Here is a 25,631-nt window from a genome sequence, read left to right as displayed (position 1 = left end):
CTTAGTGATAGGTGATGTGCTCGTCGCCCGTAACGCGTGCCTCGTTCCCGCGGTAGGAGGCCGAGAGCACGTCGTACTCGGCAGCCCACGGCAACGGTTTCCCGGCCAGCTCGGAGGCTGTGACCCGCACCCAGGGAAGCTGCGCCAGTTCGTCGCATGTGTAATCCTGCCAGCGCGGGGGCAGCTCTTCGCCCTTTTTGCGCCCCGCTGGTTCCACTGCTGCGTCGAACATTGGAGCTAGGCGCGGAGTCACGCGGGGGATAGATTTGTAGACCGCTTCGACTGTCTTCCACACCTTGCGCACCTCCGCGTTTTTCTCCGCTTCCAAGCGACCTGGCACGTATCCGTACGGCGCTGCAACACGTTGCGCGGTGACTTCACCGCTGGGCAGCGTGCTCATGGCGATGCCTTGCCCCGGAGTGCCGTGTGGTATCGCCGCCGACAGTTCCTTAGCAGTCTCTGCCGCGTCGCCAGCTACCACGCCGAGCGTGTAGGCCTCGGGCACGCCCAGCGAAAGACGAGCTTTGATATTGCCTTTCATGTCGCCAGGAAAAGTCTCCGCGTACAAAGTCTGCGCCACGAAAAGCACATGGATACGCACAGCGCGAGCCTTTTGCAGAACGGTCGTGAGCTTCGCCTGCACACCCGCCCAACCCGCGTTCTGCGGGTGAGATTTAACATTGATGGACTTAGCGAAAGCGCCGTACTCGTCGAACAACACAACGAGCGGACGCGGCTCGTACACCTCACCAGAGATAGCCGCGGCTTTCTGCTGCGAGTAGCGTTGCTCCATCTCCGCATGAACCCACTGGATAAGCCGCACGTGCTCCGCGTCCGTTGACGTGTACATCTGCACATTGGGTAGGTGCTGCACCAACGGTACGTAATCGGAACTACCCTTGCCGTCCGCAACCATCACGTCGGCACCCGCCAGCACGCAGCTGGTGAGCAGCCACGAGGCCCAGAACGATTTACCGCTACCAGTGCCGCCACCAACCAGTGCGTGCGGGGAGCTGGCCATGGCCGCAGACAGTACTTCACCGTCTGCCGTGCGGCCCTGCACCCATGCCAGGCGCGGATACGCGGCAATCGACGACGCGTAAAAATCTTCCAGCGACTCGGTGCCGGTCACATGTAACTGTTCGTCCGCGCTCGGCACCCAGGGAGTCATGCGGGCAGCACGTGGCGGGGTGACGATAGCCACCCGGTCGGCAGCGAGGCGGCGCAGTTCAACGTCGCACTTCACTACACCGCGCAGCTTCTCGACCGTTCGATTCCACACATCGAACCCAACTGTCGGCGGTGTCTTGACGACGAGGTACCCGCGCCCGTCGCCGGTCATGCCCCAGCCCTGCGGGGTAGGACAAAGATAGTTAGTCACGCCGTCCGCGCGTTTAGTTACGTAGGCTAAACCCAGCTTGTGCATGGTCTTGTTCCAATGTGCCAGGGTCGTGGCCTGCACCAGCTCCCAGAGGCCGCGCGCGTCACGCTTGACTAGCTGATAGCCGCGGGTGGCCTGCATATCGTGGCCTGCGACCTGTGCCGCGAGGCCGGTGCCGGTCACGTCGTAGAACCCGGCAGAGCGCAGGGCTTCCACAGCGTCGCCCGCGTCCAGCTCTAGTGTCAGCCCCACGCTGTCAGGCTCAAGACGTACCACGTGGTCGTGCCACGGTTGCGGAGAGAACACTGCTCCGTACACGCGCAGCAGGTCACGCACCGCTTCGGCGGGGAGCTTGCCCACACCCGGCTCATGGAAACTGCCGCCTTTTACATGCTGGGCTAGCTGTGCGTACTTTCCCCGGTATGCTGCGAGGTCGGCCACAGCCTCCTCGATAAGTGCCGGGTCGCAAAATCCCTCGTCTACCGCGTCCGTCTCTGTCGCCTGCTCCGTGTCGCCGGTAACCTGCGGCAGGAGGTCGTCGCCAAGACCGGCGAAAAAATCTTTAGCCATTTTTAACTCCTTAAACGTTCGTCCATGATTCCGTTGCGACCTCCGCGTCGGGCCGCTCGGCAGTGGTCATAGTGAAAACAAAATTTCCGTTCGCCCGGTCAATGTGGAAGTCGAACAGGTCTTTTACATTCAGCCGTCGCCTAATGATTTCCTCGACCTTTTCCAGGTCAGCCAGGCGGTACTGGCTGGGCGCGTAGATACGAGCTTCCACGTCGCCGGACTCTGCTAGTGGGGTCAGCACCACCGTGTAGCAGCCCGTGCGGAAAGGCTTGCCATCCTTGTCGTACGTCGTTTTCGCCATGCCGCCCGCCTCTAGCGCGTCGTCCAAATCGGCGAAGCGCCCGCGCCCGGTTTTCTGGTCAAATACCACCGTCACCGCGCTGTGTGGCGGCACCTGCACCTCGTAGCGGCGACCCTTGAACCATGCGACGAGCCACAGGGCAATGGCTGCTACTGCCGTGTACCCGGCAGCGGCGTTATGCAGCAGCACCGAGACCACGTACAACACCGCGAGGACTGCGAGCCACCGCAGCCACCGCCTGCGCCAGGTGGGCTGCCAGAGCCACCGCGGGGTGTTGAAATGCGGCAGGTTCCACTGCGGGCGGGGCAGCCCCAGCCGGTCGAGCAGCCCGACGCGGCTGTCCGTCTCCTGTGGCTGGGCAAAATCAATATCCGGGTCGGCGACCGGCTGCATGAGTGCCGTCTCTGTATCGTCTACTGGGTAGAAAGCCCGCGTTTCGTCAGTCATCGTCACTCCCGCAAATCATGCTGTATGCCACCAGGTACGTCGCGTACGGCTGCCGCACGCGCCCCTCGTCCAGTGCCTTGTTGTAAATGCTGTAGCGCTTCGAGTCGCTAACCTCACCGCACACCCATGCTTCTTGTGGCAGCTCCGTGCGCCAGCCACGGTCGCACCCGTCGGGCACGAGATAGGTGTCAGCAGTCGGGTCGGCGTTGACTTGGAACGCGGGCGGGGTGCCAGTGCCCAGCCACTGGAAGCAGGCTTTCAGAATGTCAGGACGGTAGGGGCGAACCTGCCCGAGGTCGTCCACGAGCTGCTGGCCGCGCTCATACGGCGACGACGTAGTGGACGGCGACGGCGACGGGGTAGAGGAGGCCGCCGAGGTTGGGCTAGCAGTCACCGCCTCGCGGCTGGTACCGGCACCATGCGGCAGCCACAGCCACACGGTGAGCAGTGCCAGCGCCGTGCAGGCAGCGTATGCCAGGCGCGACACGTCACGCGGGTGCGGGCGACCCCCGCCGTATTTCGCCGTGACCGGCTCGGGGCCGGGTAGCGTCGAGGAAAATTCTTCAAACTCGCGCTGCGGCCCGTCGCTGTGGAACGGTGGTACATCGAGGATTACCGATTTCACTGTGCTACCTCATCTCTAACTGTCACTGTGACGATTCCCTGTGTGCTCACAGCATGCCTCCTAGCAGGTGGAGGAGCTGGCTCGGGTCGATTCCCGCAGCTGCGCCGCCACCACCAGCCAGCAGGAAACCCAGGCCGACGTAACCGAGTTTCTTTTTCAGTGACTTGCTCATTTCCCGGTCACCAGCCCCAGCGCCTCGCGCAGTGGGCGGGCAGGCCACCGCAGTACGCGACCGACCTGCACCGCGACGATTTCCCGGTCTCCGACGCTGACGCGTCGGGCGCGTGTCAACGTGCGGGGGTCAACGTGCAGGAGGTCGGCGGCCTGCTCCGTGGACAGGGTGGAGGGGGTGGGTTTAGACATTAGAGTTTGCCTTTCACTGCATCATCTGTTATCTAGCTACATTTTACTACCACTCGGGGCAGTAAAGTCAAGTGTTATGACTTAACTTTCTTGTTAAGAAAGCGGGTCGGGTTTAGAATGGTGCTGTGGCAGGACATTTCCGCAGGTCACTGGCAAACATGCAGGTAAAAGCGGCGAAGTTCTGACACAGCGAAAATCAGTTTGACAGCAGGAGGTTTTGACCATGACCACCGGATTACCCCCGATTACCTACGGTGACGATACGCTGCGTTATCTCCGCACAGCGCCGCCCGAGGCAGTGCAGCAGTGGGTACGCGAGCAGGCCGCCGTTATCCGCGACCTCGACCTACCTAGCAGTCAGCGCGGCTGGGTTATCGACGAGGGGCCAGTGCCGCTAGAGCTGGCTCCTTACTGGGCCGTACGTCGCGCGCTGCGGGGGCGTGGCCGCGACGAGGAGGTGACCCAGGCGCTCGATAGCCTGCGGCACCCCGCCGAGGAGGTACCCAACGGTTATGGCACGGCTTTCGTGGCGCGCTGCTCTATCTGTGGCAAGCCACTGACTAACCCGCGCAGCTTGGCGCGTGGAGTCGGCGACGAATGTTGGGGAAAGGTGGGTGTGTAATGCGCCCGCGGCTGATAACCGAGGAGCGCACCGACATTGTGCGCTGGCTCGACGAACGAGGAAAAAGCACGGCAGAAATCGCCGATATTTTGCGCGTTAGTCCCTCTACCGTGCAGCGAATGAAAAGGAGCATGTAACCATGGAGAATTTCGACAAACCACTGGCCGCAGTGATTGCGCTGGTAGCCGTGACCTGCCTTGCTATCGCGGGGCTGCTCACCGTTGCCGTGTACCGGGCGCAGGACGCGGCGCAGCCGCCAGGCGCGGCGCGGGAGGTAGATACGAGCGGCGACGGCTACGCAACTGTGCCCGCGCGGGGTGTCGCGCCCGACGACGCGGGGCGGCTGTAGTTGTAGGCACTGCCGAGGAGGGGCCGGGAATTTTCCCGGCCCCTTTTTCTATGCGTGGGATAAGGGAGACTGCCGCTGCAACCCCACTACAACCTCACTGCAACCTCGGGGTTGTAGTGGGAGTGATTGGCAGTGACCTAGAATGGGTATAGGCGCAGGTAAGTAAGGTTCTGTCACCCCGCACCAGGGGATAGCAGGGAGTTCAAGTCTCCCCAGGCGCACACATAAATACCCCGTGACTATGCAGGTCACGGGGTATCTTCGTTCTCCACCCCGTCAGATTTTCCGCCCTCATTAGGCCGCGTGCCCAAAATCTGGCCCATTTCCCGCCCGAAGCTATTCCAAGGTCGCTAATCTCCCGTGCACGGTGTAGAACCATGACTATGAAAATTGTTGTCTGCGTCGTTTATCCCCGCTATCCGGATAACACTGAACCTCTCGGCGGGTTCGTCGAGTCCGAGGAGACCGCCCGCAAGATAGACGACTGGTGGCGTGCACAACCTGGCGACATGATTGGTACCTGGGAAGATTTCGAGGTCGAGGTCAATAGTCGCGACCAGATTCTCTACGGGGTATTTAGTGGTACGCCCGCCCACAAGATTGACGAGCCAGACTACTACGACCCTATATGTCACGGGGTGTACACCGACCGTAAGGTGGCTGAACACGCAGCTAAGCCGGAGACAATGTGGGAGGCCAACAACTGCCCTCCTAAGTTTGTGCTTCCGTTCCGTCTGGGCTGGAAATTTGACCGGTATTTCCCCGATGGAAAACCCTGGCCGCCAGACCGGTCGTAGACCTGCGACAGTTTTCGCATCGATAAGGGGAACGCAAGACGGGGCAGCCGCACAGCGCGCGTGAGTACCATTCTGGGAAACCTCTGTCCGCTCATTCCACTGCGTAGGGCAATCGAATCTGTCGATACAATGACGCTGATCGAATCGTATCTTGAATCGTAAGGTGGAAGCAGGGAGGCAACATGAGCATTTCGATGCATCTGGATGAGTACATGGCGCGTCGTGGCATAGTTCCCGACGACACTGTGGTCAACGATGATCCCTGCGCAATCTTCGACGGCAAGGTCGAGCGCGATGGTAAGTCGCAGCAGGACCTTGAAGAGTCAGAGCGGCGCTTAGAAGAAGCGGAGTCCACAATTCTGGATATGCTAGGCGATTAATCGAGGAAAGATTGAGCGTTCTCGGCGCCCATTGACACGCATTCCGGGTGTGATGTTCATCACCGATTGGGCATAAATTGGCTCGGTCTTCCGGGTTTTATTTTCCACCGCCGGCGCTGCCAGGGTGGTGAAGCGCAAGCAACTTCTCGACAGGGGAACACTGTTTCCTACCTGCGAAGTTCTTGCGCTTTCGAAGCGTTGTGCTCGCTGATTTCGCAGCCGTGTTCAGCCTCTCGTTTTGGGGCTGCAAATTATCTTCGCGTTGATGGCGCCGCGAAACTGCGCGAGAAAAACATGATGGATTCCTCATGATTTATGGCATAGTGTCCTGGCAAGGATTTGGAAACAAAAGATGTTTTCATTTCGTACTCCACAAGACAAGGACCTCAGCCACGTGAAATACGAAAAACTCGCCACTTTGCAGACCAACGTCGTAACTGCTCCAGACCTGGGCACTTTTGCAGTCACTTTCGCCGGTCAATCGCAACCATGGCTGGACACTCTCTCCAGCGTCATGGCCAGTGGCAACTCAAAGAAACTACGGGAAGTTTTCACTCGCGCTGAGGAACTGCTCGCACCGCTTGACGACGATCTCATCGGCCAGCTTCCCGCAGGTTTCGACCCCTTCGGCTGGGCAATCTCACTCGTTACAGACGAGCCATTTACCGGAGATACAACCAACCCTGCGGTCAGCGTCCCGGGCATCGTCTTGGCACAGTTGGGCATTGTCGAGTTGCTGGAAAAGCAGGGAATTAATATCACCGAAGCGGTAGCGGTAACCGGTCATTCGCAAGGTGTTCTTGCCGCTGAGATTGTCGCTCGCCCAGAGAAGGCAGCAGAGCTTCTGGCGCTAGCTCGCCTCATCGGTGTGGCGTGTGCGCGCGGAAGCCGAGTAGCCGGATTTGGGCGCGCGCCGATGATGAGTATCTCTGGCCTGACGGTCGAGGAGTTGGAGCCTTTCCTCCCCCAGGGCTGTGTCATCGGTCTGAAGAATACGCAGACTACCAGCGTAGTTATCGGCAAGCAGGATGAACTAGACCAGCTGGCAGAGCAGCTCACAACGCAGCAGCCGAAGGGTCGGAAAGTCGAATGTACAGTTCTGCCAGTTAGTGGTGCATTCCATCACCCAGCGCTGGTACCTGCTGTGGCATGGGTAGTGGAGCGAGCTGAGCGCATTGGGCTAGATGCGGAAACGGCGGACCGGCTTGCGCGTGCAATCTTGGTTGACCCCAGTGACTGGAGCGCCGAGGTACGGGGGCTCATCGACCAAGGAGCAACCACCATTTTGGATTTGGGGCCGAACACAGGCGTCGTCAAGCTGACAGAACGTAACGCTGAAGGCTATGGCGTGGCGGTGATTCCTGCGGCGACAGCTGCGGGTAGGGGCGTCCTGTCTGAGAGCGACATTGAGCATCCGACATCGTGGCTGGAGTTTGCGCCGCGTCTGGTCACTGGAGACAAGCCCCGTGTCGAGACGAAGTTCACCAAGTTGACCGGGCGCTCGCCAATTCTGCTCGGCGGTATGACCCCGACAACCGTTGACCCTGAGATCGTGGCGGCTGCTGCGAATGCGGGGTTCTGGGCGGAGCTGGCCGGTGGCGGCCAAGTCACGCCGGAAATCTTCGAGGCTAATGTGGCGCGACTCTCCGATCTGCTCGAGGAGGGGCGCAGTGCACAGTTCAACACCATGTTTTTGGATCCGTACCTGTGGGGTTTGCACATTGGAAGCCGCCGTTTGCTCCCGCGCGCAGTGGCAGCGGGGCGACCGATTGATGGAGTCACCATCTCCGCGGGAATCCCCGAGGTGGACGAGGCAGTTGAGCTAGTAAAGCAGCTGCGTGAGGGCGGGATTCCGCATATCTCCTTCAAACCGGGCACAATCGCACAAATCGAGTCGGTGCTCGAAATTGCAGACACCTTGGCGCAGCAGGGCACACCGTATCCAATCATCATGCAGGTTGAAGGTGGGCGTGCCGGCGGCCACCATTCCTGGGAAGACCTCGATGACCTGCTAATTAACACCTACGCAAAGATCCGCAAGCGAGATGTGGTGCTTGCTGTTGGCGGCGGTATCGGCAAGCCAGAACAGGCCCGTGATTATCTGATGGGCACGTGGTCGACACGGTACGGATTGGCGCCGATGCCGGTCGATGCTGTCATCATCGGCACAGCTGCGATGGCAGCCAAGGAGTCGACCGCCTCTGAGTCCGTGAAACAAATGTTGGTCGACACCGTCGGCACTGACAACTGGATTCCCGCTGGTAGCGCCATGGATGGCATGGCGTCGGGGCGCAGCCAGTTGGGTGCTGATATCCACGAAATTGATAACGCCGCAGCACGCGCAGGCAGATTGCTTGACGAAGTCGCAGGTGACCTCACTAAGGTGACTGAACGACGCGCAGAGATCATCGAGGCGATTAACGCCACCGCGAAGCCGTACTTCGGAGATGTCAGCACCATGACGTATGCCGAGGTGCTGAACCGCTATCTCGAACTGTGTGCGCCCGAAGGGACGTTCCTCGATCCAACGTGGTCGACGCGCTTCGTCGCACTCGTCGACCGCGTAGAGGCACGACTGAATGCAGTCGACGCGGGCACGTTTGACGCGCTTGCCGACGGCGACAGCTTGCACACCCAGCCGCAGAACGAAATCTCGCGACTGTCCGGCCTGCTGGATCTGGATACCCAGCTCCACCCAGCAGATGTCACCTTCTTTATCTCTGAGCTCTGCCGCACACCTGGCAAACCTGTGCCATTCGTTCCGGTTATCGATGATGAGGTTCGTCGCTGGTGGCGATCGGACTCCCTATGGCAGGCGCATGACTCTCGCTACGATGCGGATCAAGTCTGCATCATCCCAGGGCCGCAGGCTGTTTCGGGCATTACCCGCGCGAATGAGCCAGTAGCGGAAATTCTGGGTCGGTTTGAAAAAGCTACTGCACAGGCATTGACGGATACCGGCTACCTGCCGGAGGCACCTGTTGACGCCCTCAGCCGGATGCTCGCAGCACCTGTGATTTGGTGGGCTGGTCGACAGCAGCCGAATCCGGCGCTGGCACTTGGCGCGGAACATGAGTGGGTATGTGTATCTGACGCAAGTGATGTCTCTCGTTCACAACGCCTGGAGCACCCAGGTACTGGTGCCATTTTGGAGACCATTGGAGCTGATGGCAGCAATGATGAGGGCGGGGAGGAGCTCGTCTGGGCACAGCTGACCGTTCCGCTGCCCGATGCTGCGGGGGAGAATACGCAACTGCGAATTCGCCTGTGCCAGAGTGCAGCGGTGGGCGCAGTGCCCGTCGTCAAGCATGAGGATGCGGCAGCCGCGATGCGGGAGCTGACGCGAATCGCGGCTGGCGGTGAGCTTGCAAACATCGTCGATGGGGTCGCGGAGTGGGAATCCGTGTGGGATCCGATGGCGATGGCTGACTACGATGCGGTCACTATTGCAGCTGCCGGCGATGAGTCACAGGCGACGGTGCCGGACGCGTTGGTCGGGCATGCTTGGCCAGCGATTTTTGCGGCAGTCGCGCAGGCGCGTACTGAGACCGGCATTGATGTTGTTGAGGGCATGCTCGCGCTTGTTCACCTTGAGCATCACATTCGTATGATTGGAGCTCTGCTGCAGGAAACCACAACGTTGCGGATTAGTGCGCGTGTCGACGAGGCCGTTGATACGGACTTAGGGCGACTAGTTGTGGTGCGCGCGGAGGTTCGTGATGGCGATACGCTGCTCGCCACCTTGAGTGAACGCTTTGCCATTCGTGGCCGAAACGGCGGCGAGACAGCGCGGACCAATACTGTGCCATTTCCAACGGTCACGGATACGCCACGGAGTTTCCGCGGTGCCTTGACCGTGGAAGCGCCTAAGGCGATGGAGCCATTTAGCTGTGTCACGGGCGATCGCAATCCTATCCACGTCGATTCCCGGGCAGCAGCGCTAGCTGGTCTACCAGGGGTTATTGTCCATGGAATGTGGCTGTCGGCGATGGCCGAGCATGCGGCTGTTGCCACGTCGGATGCCGGCATTGGCAATCGGGTGATTGAGTTCACTGCGACTATGCTGAGTCCGGTTCTACCTGGTCAGGAAGTGAAATTCTCTGTCGAACGCCGTGGTTTTGATGACCGTCCAGGCGCCGGTGAAGTCCGTGAAGTCACGGCCACAGTAGAGGGCGAGCTGGTACTGACTGCCACTGCTGTAATTGCCGCACCGACGACTGCATATGTCTTCCCTGGCCAGGGGATTCAATCACAGGGGATGGGGCTGTCTGCCCGGACTCGCAGCGTAGCGGCCCGCCGCGTGTGGGACCAGGCGGATGCGATGACCCGAGAGAAGCTTGGCTTTTCCGTACTGGCTATTGTTCGGGACAACCCGGTAGAGGTGGTTGTGGATGGTGTGCGCTATTTCCACCCAGAAGGTGTCCTGAATCTGACTCAGTTCACCCAGGTTGCGATGGCGACGTTGGGGCTGGCGCAGGTTGCGGAGCTCCGTGAAGCAGGGCTGCTGGATGAAACAGCTCACTTTGCGGGACACTCTGTCGGTGAGTACAACGCGCTGGCGGCTTTCGCTGGTGCGCTTGACGCAGATGCCGTGTTGGAGGTTGTCTACCGCCGCGGTTTGACCATGCATGAACTGGTCGAACGTGATGAGCAGGGGAGGTCCAACTATGGTTTGTGCGCCCTGCGTCCGGACAAGATCGGCGTACGCGAGGACGAGGTCACTGAGTTTGTTAATCGGTTGTCGCAGGAAACCGGTGAGTTCCTCGAAGTCGTAAATCTCAACCTGGCAGGCAAGCAGTACGCCGTCGCCGGCACCGTCGCGGGCCTTGCGGCACTGGCTGAACAGTGCGAGCGCCGCAGCTCGGACGGCAAGGGATACGTGCGTATCCCAGGTATTGATGTGCCATTCCACTCCAGTGTCCTACGCGACGGTGTGGATTCCTTCCGTAAACACCTGGAGCGGCTGCTGCCAGCGGAAATCGCTCCAGAACGCCTGGTGGGACGCTATATCCCGAATCTCACCGCGACCTCTTTTGAGCTGACCGAGAAGTTCGTCCGCCAGATGGCTGCAGTCGTCGACTCAGACATTCTGGAAAACATCCTTGCCGACTTTGATACTGCTGCTGAAAACCCGGCGCGCCTGGCCCGCATGTTGCTGGTCGAGTTGCTGGCCTGGCAATTCTGCTCACCGGTGAGGTGGGTCGAAACTCAGGATCTGTTGCTTGAGGATCTCGGTGTCAGCCACATTATTGAAGTCGGTGTAGGTACAGCGCCCACACTGGCAAACCTGGCTGCCCGTACCTGCCAGTTGCCCCGCCACCGAAGCCGTGACATTCGAGTGCTCAATCTCGAGCGTGATGCTGATGCAGCGTTTATGCGCGACCAAATTCAGCCGGAAAAGACTGAGCCCGAGTCGGAGGTGACACCAGAGCAGGACGCGGCGCAGACCCTATCTGGAGCAGCAGGAGCATCGGGAGAAGCAGGATCAGCGGCGCCGGCGGTATCCGCAGACCAATCCGCGGCGACCGAACAGGCAACCACGATCACGAGTGCTGCCACTCCGGCTGCCGAAGTTGCTGATATCGCAGTCAGCCCGGCAGAAGCGCTGGAAGTTCTTATTTGCCAATGGACGAAGGTGCGCCCCGACCAGCTCGGCGCCGCCGACTCCATTGAGACTCTGGTCGATGGAGTCTCATCTCGACGCAATCAACTGCTGCTCGATCTCGGAGTGGAATTCGACCTCGGTTCAATCGAAGGGGCCGCAGATGCGGAACTGGCTGATCTAAAGGACAAGATTGATAGCTTGGCCAGTGGGTATTCGGCATTCGGTCCGATTCTCTCCGAAGCCATTGCCGACGGTATTCGCCGGATTACCGGTCCTGCCGGTGCAGGCGCGAATTACATCGATGACTATGTGGTCGATGAATGGCAGCTCGGCAAGGGGTGGGCAACCGCAGTTAGCGCCGAGATGATGCTCGGTACTCGCGAGGGCGCATCCCTGCGCGGCGGTGATCTTGCGCATCTGGCACCGGCCGCCCCAACCAGTACTGCTGAACTCAACCAGCTGATCGATGAAGCAATCCTCGCGGTCGCCTCGCAGCGAGGTGTATCTGTCGCTAAGCCGTCGGCAAGCGACAGTAGTGCTGGGATGGTCGACTCGGCTGCACTCACTGAGTTTGCAGATAAACTGACTGGTCAACGAGGAATTCTTGCCACCGCTGCACGCACGATTCTGGAGCAACTCGGCCACGAGATTACCGGTGCCATTGACTTCGATGCCGAAGACGCCGACAGCAACCTGGTAAATCTCGTCACTGCTGAACTCGGTGCGGACTGGCCGAAGCTGGTCACCCCGACGTTTACGCCCACCAAGGCAGTGCTGCTCGACGACCGCTGGGCCACCTCCCGCGATGACCTAGCACGCCTCTGGGCAGCCGCTGATGAAGACGTGGCTGACACCGCGCCGGGCAGTATCCACGAAACCGCAGTCGAGCAGGCACAGTGGTGGGCTGCCAAGGCAGACGCGGCAGGGCGAACACAGTTGGCGAGTATCTACCGACAGCTGGCGGATGAGTCCATCACGAATGTGGACGAACTATCGATGAATGCCGACATCGCAGTTGTTACCGGTGCATCGCCAAATTCGATTGGCTCCGCTGTGACTGCACAGTTGCTGTCTCAGGGAGCAACCGTTGTTGTCACTACCTCACGCCTGGGACATGAGCGCCTGAGCTTCTACAAGCAGCTCTACCGCATGCATGCGCAGGGCGAGGCGAAGCTGTGGGTGGTACCGGCGAACCTGTCCAGCTTCCAGGACCTGGATTCCCTTATCGACTGGATCGGAACCGAGCAGACTACGACGATTGGTGCGGAAGTGGTTGTGACCAAGCCTGCACTGTCACCGACGTTGCTATTCCCGTTCGCGGCGCCTACGGTTTCGGGTTCGCTTGCCGACGCCGGTCCTGCGTCCGAGACCCAAATGCGTCTGCTTCTGTGGTCGGTGGAACGACTCATCGCAGGGATGTCAGCACTTGGCGGGGACAATAATCTGGACCATCGTTTGCATGTGGTGCTGCCGGGTTCACCGAACCGTGGTCGCTTCGGCGGTGATGGTGCCTATGGTGAAGCCAAGGCCGCACTCGATGCAGTGGTGGCGCGCTGGAATGTGGAGGACGCTTGGCGCACCCGCACCACTCTGGCTCATGCACAGATTGGTTGGGTTCGAGGCACCAACCTGATGGGTGGAAACGACCCATTGGTTGCTGCAGTGGAAGCAAAGGGAGTACGCACCTTCTCCACCGAAGAAATGGCAGCTGAACTCATTGAGCTCGCGAGCTCGGAGGCTCGGAAGAAGGCACAAACCCGCCCGATTCAGGCCGATCTCACCGGCGGATTGGGTGACGTCGACCTCAACATTGCGCAAATGGCGCAGGAGGCTGCACAGGCGGCTGCCCCAGCAGCTCAAAACTCTGAGATCTCTAGCGGGGCGAGCTCGCAGGAGCCGTCGTCAAGCCGTGTTTTGAGCGGCCTGCCAAGCCCTCGCCGACCAATTGCGCAGACAACACCGACCTTTGGTGACATCGCAGCGGCTCTGGAGGACATGGTGGTCATCGTGGGCGCCGGTGAGCTTGGGCCGTACGGTTCTTCCCGGACGCGCTTTGAGGCTGAAGTCGATGATATTTCTGCAGCAGGAATTGTGGAATTAGCCTGGTCAATGGGGTTGATTTCCTATGAGGGTGGCTGGCGCGACGCCGACGGGCAACCGTTGGCAGAAAGCGACATTGCTTCGCGTTACCGCGATGAAGTGCTGGCGCGAGTTGGTGTGCGTCGTTACGCCGATGATGGCGATTTGGTTGATAATACGATGACTGAGCTGACCACGGTCTACCTGGATCGTGCGTTGAGCTTTGCTGTGCGTGACCGCGCGGCAGCGGAGACTTTTGTCAGTTCCAACCCGGACAACACCACTGCGAGCTTCGATGCCGAGACAGGGCAGTGGCTTGTGACACGGGCTGCTGGCACACCAGTGCAGGTTCCGCGCCGAATGGCGATGAGCCGCTATGTTGGCGGTCAAATTCCGCAGGGCTTTGACCCGGCACGATACGGTATTCCGGCAGACATGATGGACAATCTGGACCGCGTGAGCTTGTGGAACATTGTCTGTACTGTCGATGCCTTCTTGTCATCGGGCTTCAGCCCAGCGCAACTGCTGGAAGCGGTCAACCCGGCGCGAGTGTCGTCGACACAGGGCACAGGTATTGGTGCGATGGAGTCGCTGCGCAGTCTCTACATCGACGGCCTGCTGGGGCAACCGCGAGCCAATGACGTCCTGCAAGAGGCATTGCCAAATGTTATTGCCGCCCACGTTATGCAGTCGTATGTCGGTGGCTACGGGCAGATGATTCACCCTGTCGCAGCCTGTGCGACGGCAGCGGTGTCGGTGGAGGAGGGCGTCGACAAGATTGCCCTGGGTAAGGCAGATTTCGTTGTCGCAGGTGGCTTCGATGACCTATCCACAGAGGGAATTACAGGTTTCGGCGACATGGCCGCCACAGCTGACTCCGCCACCATGGAAAACAAAGGCATCGACCAAGCGTACTTCTCCAGGCCGAACGATCGTCGACGCGGAGGCTTTGTGGAATCGCAAGGCGGTGGCACGGTGCTGTTGGCTCGCGGAGACATCGCTCGTGACATGGGGCTCCCCGTGCTCGGTGTCGTCGCATACGCCCAGTCCTTCGCCGACGGCGCGCACACGTCCATTCCGGCGCCGGGTTTGGGTGCGCTAGCGGCCGCTCAGGGCGGCGAGAAGTCTCGATTGGCTCGCGCACTTGCAGTACTCGATGTCACTGCGGATCAGGTCGCGGTGTTGTCCAAGCACGACACCTCGACCAATGCCAACGACCCAAATGAGTCCGAACTGCATGAACGCATTGCAGATGAACTCGGTCGCGAGCGCTCTAACCCGCTGTTGGTGGTCTCTCAGAAATCGCTGACGGGACACGCTAAGGGTGGTGCTGCAGCGTTCCAGATCATTGGTCTGACCCAGGTATTGCGCAGCGGCATTGTGCCAGGTAATCGATCGCTGGACTGCGTCGATCCCGCATTGGCTGCGCATTCGCGTCTGGTATGGCCAACGAAGGCAGTCAATTTCGGCAATACGTTGCCGCTGAAGGCTGGCTTTGTTACCTCGCTCGGGTTCGGACATGTCTCGGCACTGGTGGCAGTCGTGCATCCGGAAGCTTTCTACCAAGCGATAGTGCAGCACGATGGCGCTGAGGCTGCGGAGCGTTGGCGGTCCGCGGCGTACAACCGCGAAGCGGCTGGTCTGCGTCGCATTGATGAGGCTATTTACGGTGGAGAAGCCCTCTACGAGCGTCCACGCGAGCGAAACCTGGCGGACGGTGGTCGGTTCGGTTCACCCGCTGCATTGGAAAAGGCAGTTCTGCTTTCCGACGGCGCCCGTCTGATCGATGGTGTCCTCCAGCCATGATTGGCGTAGACCTCGTCTATATTCCGGGCTTCGAAGAGCAGCTGAATATGCCAGGAAGTCAGTTCGCGCAGGCTGTTTTCACACCTGCGGAGCTACTGGTAGCTAGGCGCCGCGGAGCAGTCGGCGGCGCGCTGGCGCGTCACTTAGCGGGCCGCTGGGCTGCGAAGGAAGCCTTCATCAAGGCCTGGTCGCAGACCCTCTTCGGCAGCCAACCGCCGATTGCGCGCGATCAGCTGGACTGGCGGGAAATAGAGGTGCAGCCGGATGCCTACGGTCGCGTGAGCATCAGTCTCCACGGTGCTGTGAGCCGCCATTTCCACGATCAGGAGTGGCAGCTGGGGCCGTCGTTAAGCATCTCGCACGACGGCGACTACGCAATCGCCGTCGTACGCCTGGACTAGTCCGGCACCGCGCTAATCGACGGACTTCTGACGGCGACCGACCAGGATGCCGGCACCGAAGATTAGCGCGCCCAGGATTGCGCCGGTTCCGGCGACTGCGGCGGTTTGGAGCGGGGAGTTGGTCGCGGCCTGCTGAGTCTGCACATCAACTTCGTCGAGGCCATTGCCGGAAGCGTTGGACTTTGCGGAAACCTTGCCAGATGCCTTGGAGGAGCCGCTGGCCTTGGACTCTCCGGTCTTGGAGGCACCGGTCTTCACAGCTTCTTCGCGTTCCTTGGCGGAGCCGCCGACGCTGAGGTCCGTGGCCGTGTCCTGGCTGCGGTCGGAGGAACCGTGAGCAGCAAAGGTGTAGAGCGCGCAGTCATTTTCGACGCAGTTGGCGGCCGAGGTGACGGCCTCGACATTGAGCGTTGTAGAGAAGCTGCCGTCGGAGGACATCTGGGAGGTGCGCACAAACTCAGCGGCGGAGAAAGCATCAGCGTTGGTGGTGGAGAACTTGTTCTTCTCAGCCACTGCGACGTAGATGCCGTTGCCGCTGGTCTTGAATCCGCTGCCGGAGACAGTAATTGCGGTGCTGCCCGATGGGTTCAGTTCCGTGGTGGAGAGGCTTACCGACGGGGTGCCGGTCGAGGAGCTGCTGCCGTTGGAGCTGCTGGAGCCACTGGAAGCGCTGGTGCTACTCGTTCCACTAGACCCTGTGCTGCCACTGGTGCCGGAGCTTGCGCTGCCTGCGGACTGTGAGGAGCCACCGCCGGAGGGCAGGGTAGCGTCCTGCTTGGCAGCTCCGCCGGCAAACGATACCGCGGTCGCCGTGTCCTGGCTGCGGTCGGAAGAACCGTGAGCAGCAATGGTGTAGACCGAGCAAGCGTTCTGCATGCAGTCTGCCGTGCCGAACTTCGCGCTGACCGGAAGATCCACGCTGAAGCTGCCGTCGGACTTCAAGTTGCCGCGAGAGGTAGACACAAACTGGGTATCCGGGCCGAAGGAATCGGCGTTGGTCACATCCATCTGGTCATTTTGCGCGATACCGACGTAGATGCCCGGTCCAGAGGTCTTGAATCCCTTGCCTTCAACTCGAATGGTGTCGCCGCTCGGGTTCAAGTCTGAGGTCTTGGACAGGCTCACCGATGCGTTACCCCGTGACTGCGACGGTGACTGCGAGCCCGACTGTGACTGGGAGCCCGAACCAGTGCTCTGGCCACCGCTCGGTGCCGCGCTGGTGGAACCCTGTGATTGAGCAGCCTGGGAAGTAGCACCCGCCTTGAAGGTGATGGGGACCCACTGGTCATTGCTGCGGTCAGAAAGATTAGGGAACGCAGTAAAGGAGGCTACGTAGCACTGGGTGGAGGTGCAGTCGACATCGCCAAAGCTGGTCGCGACCTTCATCTCCTGCGTAAAACTTCCGTCAGCGCCGACTGTCACCTTGGCCGCTTCGCCGTAGGTCGAAGGGTAGCCCGACTTTGGCTTCTCGATTGTCTGGGCCAGGTAAATATTTGCGTTAGCGGGGTAGCCGACTCCCTTGATGGTCACGGTGGCGCCGTCGGACAGATCGGTGGCAGGGGTCACAGAGAGCTGGCGCTCAGACTGATCGGTGCTGCCGCCGAGAAGGTCGCCGATGCCGGGGAGCGAACCGCCGAGCTGTCCAATCGATGGCAGTGACTGTGCCGATGCGGGGACTGCGGGTAAAAATCCCGTACTCACTACGATTGCCGAAGCTAGAACAATAGAGCGGGGAAGCAGGCTCCGTCGGAAAGCGCCCTGCGTCGTGGACATGTGAACCTCTGATTCTGTTTGGGAGTTCCGGCGCAGGCGCGGCGAAAAACAGGAAATCCCACCGCGCTGACCAGAGTAAAGCGTAAACTAAGGCAAGCCTACCCTCCGCGTATTGATAAGGGCAATAAATGCCCCTGCCGAGGTGGGCGAGGGGCGCTCTCTAGTCTGCGGCCTCCGCGACGCTCATGAGATAAGAGATTGTCATGCGTTTGATTTCCTGCACCGTCAGCTCGTAATGAGCTTCCCGCTCAGCATCGCTTCCCGGATGGTCCACCGCATAATTCAGCAGGGCGTACGTGGCGTTAATCATGAGGTCGGAGATGAAGTTCAGTTCCGCATCGCTTGACGACGGCACCAGCGGGCGCAGCACCTTTGAAATCTCGTTGACCAGGCGTGACTTCGTATCTTCTGCAGTTGCGCGTGTGGCGGGCGTTGATTGAACAGCCAACCATACGGCTCTTCTAGAAACGTCCTCGCGCCAGAGCTTTGCCAGGTGATCGATGAACTCCGAGAGAAACTCCGGCCATTTCAAGGTGGGGACTGTTTCTCCGAAACGTGAGACTTCCTCGATGACGGCCTCAGTGTCCTGACGGTCGAGCTCGCAGATCATCACATACTTGTTTGCGAAGAATTGGTAGAGCGTGCCAATGGGGATATCTGCGATGCGAGCGACTTCGTCGAAAGTGAAAGACTCAAACCCGTGCTCGATGAGCACTGTGCGTGCCGAGCTGAGCATGCGTGCGTACCGCTCTCGGCTGCGTTGCTGAGCCGGAGTGCGACGGGGACGAAGAATATTCGGTGCGTCCTGGGATTGAGTCACTACTACGAAACCGTCTAATCGGGATGATGTGGGAGGAGAGTTTGGGGCCAGGGTCAGAGTAGGCCTTGCGGCTAGTTAGCTTTCGGAAGCCTGTGATTCCACACCCAAGTCACGCAGTACGCGCTGGACGTGCCCCTTGGCGCGAACGTTGTACCAGGCCTTTTCAATTTCTCCATCGGCATTGACCAGGAAAGTCGAGCGGATGACGCCCTGGACAATCTTGCCGTAGTTCTTCTTCTCGCCGAAAGCGCCGAACGCGGTCATGGTTTCCTTGTCCGGATCGGACAGAAGGGTGAAGTTTAAGCCGTGGTCCTCGCGGAACTTTGCGAGTTTCGCCGGCTTGTCCGGAGAAATACCTACGACTGGAATGCCGGCATCGTTCAGGGCAGCGGATTCATCGCGGAAGTCGCATGCCTCAGTGGTGCAACCTGGGGTGTTGGCCCGCGGGTAGAAGTAAATCAGCACGGGCTTGCCCGCGTAGTCCGACAGAGAAACCTGCTCTTCGGCGTCGTTGAACAGAGTAAACGCTGGGGCAGGATCGCCAGCTTCCAGACGGATGTTGTTCTGGCCGTATTCTTTGTCGCTGGAGGAAGAAGTAGTCATGGCTTCATCGTATCGACTCTGGAGCGGTGCGTGTCGACTCTGAAGCAATGCGTTGAGTTTTTCCCCGTGCTCGCCCACGTTGCTGTAGTGGAAGTGTTAGTCTTTTAGGCGAACAATCACTTTAGATATTCAACTTTTTAGGGAGTTTACGTGGCTCGCAGCATTGAAGATATCCAGCGCGATATTGAGCGTAACCGTAACCAGCTCGCCCGTACTCTGGATGAGCTAACCGTGCGAACGAATCCGAAGAACGTTGCGGATGACGCAAAGACCCGTGTTTTCGATGCTCTGAATGAGCCGAAGGTGCAGGCAGCACTGGGTGTCGTTGCCGCACTTGTTGTTGGCGGCATCGCAATGGGCATTCGTCGCAACCGTAACCGCAGCAAGGAAATCGACCGCATTCGCGAGATGATTGAGACTGCTGCTAAGTAGTTTTTCGGTAGTTAGCGCACGCGCTTCGGGTAGTTACCTGGGGCCGTGCGCTTTTGCGTATCTAACCCTTGTTTGAGTCAGGCGTGGGGTGCGAGCGAGGGGTGCAAATTGGCACCTGCGCTTGTTGTGCAACAAAAAGACCGGGAGGGTATTTCTACCTTCCCGGTCTGTATTGTGCGCCATCAGGGACTCGAACCCCGAACCCGCTGATTAAGAGTCAGCTGCTCTGCCAGTTGAGCTAATGGCGCTTACTGTTTCCTGCTTGGTGCTCTCTGTGTGAGCTCCTCGCCGGCAACGAGAAGATATATAACCAGGTTTCTGATTGTTTGTAAAATCGGCTGGTCAGGCCCTGTTTTTTGGTCGGTGTTTTTGCATGTTTTTTGAAAGGTTTTGCGCAACCGTTTGAAAAAAGTTCAAAAAAAGTTTGGAAATCCTCAAAGTGGGGTAGGGCCTGTATCAATGCCATCAACGTTGGGAGTGTGCATAGATGTCGGAGTTACGTTCGACAGTGTTCAGTAACGTCCGGAAGCGTCCGGTGGCACTTTTGAATAGCGAACTGATTACTTTTCGGTAACGCAGCTTCAAGGGGGCGCTGTTTTCCCAGGTCGGTTGAAGTGCCCCGGTTTTTTGGGGTTGCACAGCAATTTTCCAGAGGGTTAACTGTAGGAACCGTTGGGCTACTTTGCGTGCTGCGCCCTGTGAGGGGTTGATGACTGCGATTGGGCAGTCAATAAGGCTTTTCAGTTAGGGCGAGCGTTTTATCGGTGGCTAGTGCCGCTGCAGGGTAGTCTGACCTTTTTCGAGGGCGCACCAGGGGCTGTAGCAGGACTCCGCTGTGTGTCGCAGTGTGTCCCCGGGACTTACTACTTAATAATTGCACTGTTGGAGTGAAGCACGATCATGCGGCAATCTTTTAAGCGCCTGTCGATGGCGGTGGTGACATTTGCGACCACCATCTCGCTAGCTGCTTGTACCGTCGGCGGAGATAATGCCGAGCAGCAAGAGGCGGAGAAGCCAGACGTTGGTCTTGTCGCCAGTGTGAAGGACGACGCCACCGATGTTTCGGTGGTTGACCCGATTTCGGTTCAGGTGGAAGAGGGACATCGCCTGGACAAGGTTGTTATGACCAACCCTGAGGGCAAAGAGGTCAAGGGCAAGCTCGACTCCAGTGGTACCAAGTGGACCACTGCAGAACCCCTGGGCTACTCAAAGACCTATGAGATTAACGCCACCTCGGGCACAGAAAAGCTGGCTACTTCTTTCACCACCGTCGAGCCGACTTCTCAGGTAAATGGTTATCTGTCCCCGCTGGATGGTTCCACCGTGGGTGTCGGTCAGACTATTGCTGTGAAGTTCAGCGCGAGTATTTCGGACCGCAAGGCTGCTGAGGAAGCAATTAAGGTGACCACCGAGCCTAAGGTGGAAGGCGCTTTCTACTGGCTGAATAACAGTGAGGTGCGCTGGCGTCCAAAGGAGTACTGGAAGCCGGGGACCAAGGTTACTGTGAAGTCCGATATTTACGGCACGGATCTTGGTGACGATATGTACGGTGCGGAGTCCGCCGAAACCAGCTTCACTATCGGTGATGAAGTCATTGCTATCGCTGATGATGCGACGAAGACCATGGTCATTAAGAAGAACGGTGAAGTCGTAAACTCCATGCCTATCTCTATGGGGTCGAATGTTCACCCGACTCCGAATGGCCAGTACATCATCGGTGATCGCAACGAGACCATGGTGATGGACTCCCGTACCTACGGCCTGTCTCTGGAAAACGGTGGCTACGTCACGCCGGTTAACTATGCAACGCAGATGTCTTACTCCGGTATCTACGTCCACGGTGCACCGTGGTCAACGTGGGCACAGGGCAGCGTCAACCAGTCTCACGGTTGCATCAACGTCACTGACGCCAACGCTAAGTGGTTCCTGGACAACACTAAGCGCGGTGACATCGTGATTGTGAAGAATACGATTGGTGAGACGCTCTCCGGTGTTGATGGACTAGGTGACTGGAACATCCCGTGGGAGACCTGGAAGAAGGGCAACGCCGACGAGACCAGCTCTTGGTAGTCCATGTCCTCTAAGTGAGGCCATCATTTAAGCCACGCGGGTTAGTCCGTTTCCTAATCACCCAACATTCCCAGCTCCTGCGCCCGAGCAACAGCCGCGGTGCGGGAGCTGACGTCTAGCTTGGTGAAAATATGTACCAGATGCGATTTCACAGTCGCTTCGGTGAGCACCAGCTGTTCTGCAATTTTTCTATTCGACATACCCCGCGCTACCAACTCGAGCACTTCGAGTTCGCGCGGGGTTAGTGCTGTATTGGGGTTGCGCATCCGACCCATCAAGCGCCCGGCCACTTGTGTGTTCAGCACGGTCTCGCCGCGAACGGCACGACGGATACCATCGATGAGCTCCTCCGGAGCGGCATCCTTCAGCAGATAACCAACTGCGCCTGCGGTGACAGCGCCGAGCACATCCGAGTCCGAAGAATAATTGGTCACCACCAACACTTCTGGAGCCTTTGCGCCGCGCCCGGCCAGTGCGCGGATGGCTGCGGTGGCATCAACTCCGCCTGCGCGGGTAGCAGTGCCAGGGGCCTCACCAAAGCGAAGGTCCATGAGTACCAGATCGATGTGGTCGCAAGAGTCGTCGTCAAGCGATGCACGCACCTTCTCGACCGCCTCGTCACCGCTGGCCGCCTCGCCAACCACGACGATATCCGGCGCCGATTCAACGACTGCGCGAAGACCAGCGCGGACGATGGGGTGATCGTCGGCGATGAGGACTCCGATGGGCATGGTCACCTGGCTAACTCCTCGGGTGATGTGAATGGTCGTTTCCTACCTGCATACCAGGCGCGGGACTTTAAGAGGCGAGCTCGTGCGGGATGCTGACGCTGACACCGCAGCCACGCCCCGGTTCCGACTCGATGGTGAAGGTGCCGCCGAGCTTCTCCACGCGTCGGCGCGCGTTGGCGATCCCCACGCTGTCGTCGTTAGTTGGTGCGGTGGGGTCGAAGCCGATGCCGTTGTCGACGCAGTCGAGCAGAATCTCGTCGGGCTGGTAGGTCAGGGTGACACGGCAACGTGTGGCGTGTGCATGCTTGACGACGTTCGCCAAGCTCGCCTGGGCCACCCTGATGATGGTTGCTTCGACGGTGGCCGGCAGCCGCGTGGGTGTGCCGTCGACGCAGAAGCTGACAGCATCGCCCAGCACCGTGGAGGAGCAGACTTTCTCCAACGCACCGGATAGGTCTGCGCCTTCGAGGGGAGCCGGCTGAAGTGCTGCGATGATGCGCCGGGTCTCGGCGAGATTGTCGGCCGCAACCTTGCGGGCGAGCTGTAGCGAATCCACCGAGGTCTGGTCATGCTGAGTGGAAGCACTTTTCATGCGGGACTCCACCGAATGCAGTAGCAGCTGGATGGAGGAAAGCCCCTGCGCCACGGTGTCATGAATATCGGCTGCGAGGCGTGCGCGTTCGTCCAGCTCACCGGCACGACGGGACAGTGCTTCCGAGTGGGCGCGGGCGGCTGAGAGCTCCTCCAGCGCCTTGGTCTTTTCGATAGTCTCCTTCTGCAGGAGCCGGAACCCCAGCCCCACCGTAAGTACAAACGTCCCGCCCAGAATGGGGCCAAGGACACCACCAAATGTCAGCGGAGTATGAATAGCGATAGCGCCAATTGCCGTCGCCGTTGTCGCTGCTACCATGATTACGGCCGTAAGACCGCCGGTTACCTGCAGAATTACGAAAAACAGTGGGAAAACCAGGAACGAGGCATCCAGCGTTGCAAACGCCAACGCCGCCCAGCACAGCAGCAGAATCACAAGCCAGCCCAACAGCAGGCCACGCGGCTTAGTCAGCGCGACCTCGTTGGCTACGTTGCCATGCCGAGCCCGCCCAATCGGCCCAATGGAACCTGCGATGTACACCGCTAGAAAGCACGCCGCATAGGTGATGATTCGCCACTGCGGATCCGGAACCACGCATACCGCCAGCAGCACCAGCACCAAAACATCCAGGGCAAACCGCAGTAATTGCCAGCTGCGGTTCAGAGTCTCAGGAGTATCCACGCTCTCGAGCTTAGGGCAGTTCCGCCTGCCAAAACACCGCTGACGAGCCGGAATTGTCAACATCAACCGAAAGTTGGAGACGAAGTTCAACCTCCATGGCGATTAAATCCGCCTTTGAATCCACGACCATAATGAATATGTACCAGTCAATGAAAGAACTTCGAGCCGCTCCAGGCCGTGCCGCACTGATCACCATCACCGTCGGGATGATTGCTGTGATGGTCACGTTCCTCTCGGCTTTGGCTGCAGGCCTGTCCGCCCAGTCCGTCTCCGCACTTGACGAGGTCTACAGCAAAAACGATGCCGTCGTCGTCTCCGAGGGGGCTACGTCGTTGTCGTCGTCAAGCATCGGCGAGACGGCGCGAAAGAGCGTCCAGACATGGGCGAGCGACAACGGCGCAAATGTCCGCGATGTCTACGTCAGTCGTGCGCGCGTCGATGAAACGCCCGTCACCGTCATCTCCGACTTTTCGCTTAACGACGACCAGGTGGCCGTCACCGACGGCGTCAGTGAAACCGCCATTGCGGAAGGTGACTCGCTGACCCTGTCTGGCGCGATGGGCGAGCACGAGGCCACCGTTGCGCGCGTGGCGGGAGATAAGTGGTTGGACCACCAAGCGGTCATTTATGCCGGGCGCGGCGTGATGGAAGACCTGACGCCGGGGCAGATGGTGCCAGCGGCGATGGTTGTCGACGAGTCCGCGGCGCAGCTGCCGAATGTCTCGGAAGGAACCATTCTGCGCGACGGCGAGCGCAATAACCTGTCGGCTTCCTACCAGGGTGAGCAGACCTCGCTGAACGCGATGACCTCGATGCTGTATGTGATTTCTGCGCTGGTGGTAGGCGCGTTCTTCACCGTGTGGACCGTTCAACGACTGCGTGGTGTGGCCATTTCCTCGGCGCTCGGTGCGTCCCGCTCCGTGCTGGTGGCTGACTCTCTGGCGCAGGTCCTGGCCGTGCTGGCAATCGGAGTCGGTGGCGGTGTTGCGGTGACTGCAGCGGCGGGCTGGGCTCTGCAGAGCGGCGACGTCATGCCAATTGTGGTCGATGCTTCCACGACCGTCGTGCCGGGGCTCATTCTGGCCGTGACCGGCGTAGTTGGTGCGCTGCTGGCACTGGTGCCGGTATTCCGCGTCGATCCGACCACCGCATTGGCGAATGCGTAGTGGCTCGTTAGTACGGCCTAGCACGGCGGCTTCCCACAGAACACTCACATCGCGTTAATCATGCACAACCTTCAACTGAGGAATTGAGGAATTCAGGACAAAATGACTACCTACATCGACAACCAGGCTCCCGTGGCACTCGCTCTGAAGAACATTTCGCTGACCGTCCAAGATGGCGACAACAAACGCACCATTTTGGATGACATCTCGCTGAAGATCCGGGCAGGCGAGGTAGTGGGACTGGTCGGACCATCGGGTTCCGGCAAGTCGACTCTGTTGACCATCGCAGGTTGTTTGAAGAGTGCCGATACCGGACATGTCACGCTGTACTCCAACAAGCAGGACGCGAACGGTGCAGGCGCGGACGAGAGTGCGGAAAGGAAGGCCATTGATCTGAGCGCTCGCGGCGCGGATGCTGCCAAGATTCGTCGCGAACACATCGGCATCGTTTTCCAGCAGCCGAATCTTCTGCCAGCGCTGACGGTCAAGCAGCAGCTCATCGCAATGCGGCGATTGGGCCGTGTTTTCGGGTGGCCCGCGGGTGGCCGTCGTGAAGCGGAGAAGCGCGCAGATGAATTGCTCGAGGCAGTCGGACTGGCTGGGCTGGGAGAACGTCGCGTGAGCCAGCTTTCCGGTGGTCAGCAGGCACGCGTCAATGTTGCGCGCGCACTGATGAATGAGCCGGAAGTGCTGCTAGTCGACGAACCGACCGCGGCTTTGGATCAGAAGAGTGCAGGGGCGGTGACGCGACTGATTATGGATGTGACGCGGAAGATGGGTGTGGCCACCCTGTACATCACCCACGACCTGGGGCAGCTCCACGGTGCCGACCGAATCGTGGAGATGGTTGACGGCAAGCTGCAGTCCGCGGATGCAGGCTTGGTGGCTACTCGGTAGTGACTATGGGGGAGGAGGCGGCATCGAAAAGGCTGGGTCAGATAACCACGCCGCCGGAAAGGCTCACATTTTTGGCCTTTAACCCCAGAAATTACGGGCTGCAAATGTGAAACTGTGTGAGTTTATGACACTTTCGGGCT

At 59.5% G+C, this 25,631-nt stretch carries 20 protein-coding genes and 1 tRNA gene; 10 read left to right on the top strand and 11 right to left on the bottom strand.

The window, feature by feature from the left end:
- Position 1: 1 nt before the first annotated feature.
- The 5 genes from QKE19_RS08290 to QKE19_RS08270 are packed head-to-tail and all read right to left on the bottom strand — an operon-like array spanning position 2 to position 3,687.
- A complete protein-coding gene (locus QKE19_RS08290; protein ID WP_347890779.1) occupies positions 2 to 1,951 on the bottom strand; it encodes an FtsK/SpoIIIE domain-containing protein in 1,950 nt (649 codons plus the stop codon).
- Between the two features lie 10 nt (positions 1,952 to 1,961).
- On the bottom strand, positions 1,962 to 2,699 hold the full coding sequence (locus QKE19_RS08285) for a hypothetical protein (RefSeq protein WP_347890778.1): 738 nt from the start codon (positions 2,697 to 2,699) through the stop codon (positions 1,962 to 1,964).
- Positions 2,692 to 3,324, bottom strand: a complete 633-nt coding sequence (locus QKE19_RS08280) for a hypothetical protein (protein ID WP_347890777.1) — start codon at positions 3,322 to 3,324, stop codon at positions 2,692 to 2,694. Before QKE19_RS08280 ends, QKE19_RS08285 begins: the two co-directional genes overlap by 8 nt.
- Before the next feature lie 46 nt (positions 3,325 to 3,370).
- Positions 3,371 to 3,496: a hypothetical protein gene (locus QKE19_RS08275; RefSeq protein WP_347890776.1), complete on the bottom strand. Its 126-nt coding sequence runs from the start codon at positions 3,494 to 3,496 to the stop codon at positions 3,371 to 3,373.
- Positions 3,493 to 3,687, bottom strand: coding sequence for a hypothetical protein (locus tag QKE19_RS08270; protein ID WP_347890775.1), 195 nt, complete (start codon positions 3,685 to 3,687; stop codon positions 3,493 to 3,495). The genes QKE19_RS08275 and QKE19_RS08270 overlap by 4 nt, the downstream gene beginning before the upstream one ends.
- Positions 3,688 to 3,910: 223 nt before the next feature.
- On the opposite strand from QKE19_RS08270, the gene QKE19_RS08265 reads away from it, so the two are divergent.
- From QKE19_RS08265 to QKE19_RS08240, 6 genes are all read left to right on the top strand, one after another.
- The gene (locus QKE19_RS08265) at positions 3,911 to 4,309 is read left to right on the top strand and encodes a DUF6011 domain-containing protein (RefSeq protein WP_347890774.1); all 399 of its coding nucleotides are present in this window, start codon (positions 3,911 to 3,913) and stop codon (positions 4,307 to 4,309) included.
- A 139-nt stretch (positions 4,310 to 4,448) separates the two neighbouring features.
- The gene (locus QKE19_RS08260) at positions 4,449 to 4,658 is read left to right on the top strand and encodes a hypothetical protein (RefSeq protein WP_347890773.1); all 210 of its coding nucleotides are present in this window, start codon (positions 4,449 to 4,451) and stop codon (positions 4,656 to 4,658) included.
- A 377-nt stretch (positions 4,659 to 5,035) separates the two neighbouring features.
- Entirely contained in the window at positions 5,036 to 5,455 is a 420-nt protein-coding gene (locus tag QKE19_RS08255) for a hypothetical protein (RefSeq protein WP_069359087.1), read from the top strand.
- 182 nt (positions 5,456 to 5,637) lie between these two features.
- On the top strand, positions 5,638 to 5,835 hold the full coding sequence (locus QKE19_RS08250; RefSeq protein ID WP_016422270.1) for a hypothetical protein: 198 nt from the start codon (positions 5,638 to 5,640) through the stop codon (positions 5,833 to 5,835).
- Positions 5,836 to 6,187: 352 nt separating this feature from the next.
- Complete coding sequence (locus QKE19_RS08245) at positions 6,188 to 15,325, top strand: fatty acid synthase subunit beta domain-containing protein (protein ID WP_347890772.1); 9,138 nt, start codon at positions 6,188 to 6,190, stop codon at positions 15,323 to 15,325.
- Positions 15,322 to 15,726 (top strand): holo-ACP synthase, encoded by a 405-nt coding sequence (locus tag QKE19_RS08240; RefSeq protein ID WP_016422272.1) that lies wholly within the window; start codon positions 15,322 to 15,324, stop codon positions 15,724 to 15,726. The genes QKE19_RS08245 and QKE19_RS08240 overlap by 4 nt, the downstream gene beginning before the upstream one ends.
- A gap of 12 nt (positions 15,727 to 15,738) precedes the next feature.
- On the opposite strand, the gene QKE19_RS08235 is transcribed toward QKE19_RS08240, so the two are convergent.
- The 3 genes from QKE19_RS08235 to bcp all read right to left on the bottom strand — a co-directional run bounded on the left by QKE19_RS08235 (position 15,739) and on the right by bcp (position 18,922).
- Entirely contained in the window at positions 15,739 to 17,499 is a 1,761-nt protein-coding gene (locus tag QKE19_RS08235) for a neocarzinostatin apoprotein domain-containing protein (RefSeq protein WP_070549690.1), read from the bottom strand.
- A gap of 160 nt (positions 17,500 to 17,659) precedes the next feature.
- Positions 17,660 to 18,319: a TetR/AcrR family transcriptional regulator gene (locus tag QKE19_RS08230; RefSeq protein WP_070429773.1), complete on the bottom strand. Its 660-nt coding sequence runs from the start codon at positions 18,317 to 18,319 to the stop codon at positions 17,660 to 17,662.
- A 75-nt stretch (positions 18,320 to 18,394) separates the two neighbouring features.
- Positions 18,395 to 18,922 (bottom strand): thioredoxin-dependent thiol peroxidase, encoded by a 528-nt coding sequence (gene bcp, locus QKE19_RS08225; RefSeq protein ID WP_070603394.1) that lies wholly within the window; start codon positions 18,920 to 18,922, stop codon positions 18,395 to 18,397.
- A gap of 150 nt (positions 18,923 to 19,072) precedes the next feature.
- Between bcp and QKE19_RS08220 the strand changes: the two genes are divergently transcribed.
- The gene (locus QKE19_RS08220) at positions 19,073 to 19,354 is read left to right on the top strand and encodes a DUF3618 domain-containing protein (RefSeq protein WP_038628049.1); all 282 of its coding nucleotides are present in this window, start codon (positions 19,073 to 19,075) and stop codon (positions 19,352 to 19,354) included.
- 175 nt (positions 19,355 to 19,529) lie between these two features.
- Here QKE19_RS08220 and QKE19_RS08215 read toward each other — a convergent pair.
- Positions 19,530 to 19,602 (bottom strand) — tRNA-Lys (locus QKE19_RS08215).
- Between the two features lie 652 nt (positions 19,603 to 20,254).
- Here QKE19_RS08215 and QKE19_RS08210 point away from each other — a divergent pair.
- Entirely contained in the window at positions 20,255 to 21,424 is a 1,170-nt protein-coding gene (locus QKE19_RS08210) for an Ig-like domain-containing protein (RefSeq protein WP_016422276.1), read from the top strand.
- A 53-nt stretch (positions 21,425 to 21,477) separates the two neighbouring features.
- Here the strand turns inward: QKE19_RS08210 and QKE19_RS08205 are convergent, their stop codons facing one another.
- Together QKE19_RS08205 and QKE19_RS08200 are read right to left on the bottom strand one after the other, a co-directional pair.
- Positions 21,478 to 22,155, bottom strand: coding sequence for a response regulator transcription factor (locus tag QKE19_RS08205; RefSeq protein ID WP_070827487.1), 678 nt, complete (start codon positions 22,153 to 22,155; stop codon positions 21,478 to 21,480).
- Positions 22,156 to 22,222: 67 nt separating this feature from the next.
- Positions 22,223 to 23,428, bottom strand: coding sequence for a sensor histidine kinase (locus QKE19_RS08200; protein WP_070827483.1), 1,206 nt, complete (start codon positions 23,426 to 23,428; stop codon positions 22,223 to 22,225).
- 149 nt (positions 23,429 to 23,577) lie between these two features.
- Between QKE19_RS08200 and QKE19_RS08195 the strand changes: the two genes are divergently transcribed.
- The gene (locus QKE19_RS08195; RefSeq protein WP_242458717.1) at positions 23,578 to 24,594 is read left to right on the top strand and encodes an ABC transporter permease; all 1,017 of its coding nucleotides are present in this window, start codon (positions 23,578 to 23,580) and stop codon (positions 24,592 to 24,594) included.
- Between the two features lie 102 nt (positions 24,595 to 24,696).
- The gene (locus tag QKE19_RS08190; protein ID WP_049172923.1) at positions 24,697 to 25,491 is read left to right on the top strand and encodes an ABC transporter ATP-binding protein; all 795 of its coding nucleotides are present in this window, start codon (positions 24,697 to 24,699) and stop codon (positions 25,489 to 25,491) included.
- Positions 25,492 to 25,631: the final 140 nt, after the last annotated feature.

It is taken from the genome of Corynebacterium sp. c8Ua_99 (assembly GCF_039907185.1).
Taxonomy (GTDB): Bacteria; Actinomycetota; Actinomycetes; order Mycobacteriales; family Mycobacteriaceae; genus Corynebacterium; species Corynebacterium jeikeium_D.
Note: the sequence above shows the minus strand (reverse complement) of the source record. Positions and strands in the feature narration are given on the sequence as shown.

Bases quoted from the DNA above. Each gene is read 5' to 3' on its own strand.
- QKE19_RS08290 (WP_347890779.1), bottom strand. From the start codon at position 1,951: ATGGCTAAAGATTTTTTCGCCGGTCTTGGCGACGACCTCCTGCCGCAG.
- QKE19_RS08285 (WP_347890778.1), bottom strand. From the start codon at position 2,699: ATGACTGACGAAACGCGGGCTTTCTACCCAGTAGACGATACAGAGACG.
- QKE19_RS08275 (WP_347890776.1), bottom strand. From the start codon at position 3,496: ATGAGCAAGTCACTGAAAAAGAAACTCGGTTACGTCGGCCTGGGTTTC.
- QKE19_RS08270 (WP_347890775.1), bottom strand. From the start codon at position 3,687: ATGTCTAAACCCACCCCCTCCACCCTGTCCACGGAGCAGGCCGCCGAC.
- QKE19_RS08265 (WP_347890774.1), top strand. From the start codon at position 3,911: ATGACCACCGGATTACCCCCGATTACCTACGGTGACGATACGCTGCGT.
- QKE19_RS08260 (WP_347890773.1), top strand. From the start codon at position 4,449: ATGGAGAATTTCGACAAACCACTGGCCGCAGTGATTGCGCTGGTAGCC.
- QKE19_RS08255 (WP_069359087.1), top strand. From the start codon at position 5,036: ATGACTATGAAAATTGTTGTCTGCGTCGTTTATCCCCGCTATCCGGAT.
- QKE19_RS08250 (WP_016422270.1), top strand. From the start codon at position 5,638: ATGAGCATTTCGATGCATCTGGATGAGTACATGGCGCGTCGTGGCATA.
- QKE19_RS08245 (WP_347890772.1), top strand. From the start codon at position 6,188: ATGTTTTCATTTCGTACTCCACAAGACAAGGACCTCAGCCACGTGAAA.
- QKE19_RS08240 (WP_016422272.1), top strand. From the start codon at position 15,322: ATGATTGGCGTAGACCTCGTCTATATTCCGGGCTTCGAAGAGCAGCTG.
- QKE19_RS08235 (WP_070549690.1), bottom strand. From the start codon at position 17,499: ATGTCCACGACGCAGGGCGCTTTCCGACGGAGCCTGCTTCCCCGCTCT.
- bcp (WP_070603394.1), bottom strand. From the start codon at position 18,922: ATGACTACTTCTTCCTCCAGCGACAAAGAATACGGCCAGAACAACATC.
- QKE19_RS08210 (WP_016422276.1), top strand. From the start codon at position 20,255: ATGCGGCAATCTTTTAAGCGCCTGTCGATGGCGGTGGTGACATTTGCG.
- QKE19_RS08205 (WP_070827487.1), bottom strand. From the start codon at position 22,155: ATGCCCATCGGAGTCCTCATCGCCGACGATCACCCCATCGTCCGCGCT.
- QKE19_RS08195 (WP_242458717.1), top strand. From the start codon at position 23,578: ATGAAAGAACTTCGAGCCGCTCCAGGCCGTGCCGCACTGATCACCATC.
- QKE19_RS08190 (WP_049172923.1), top strand. From the start codon at position 24,697: ATGACTACCTACATCGACAACCAGGCTCCCGTGGCACTCGCTCTGAAG.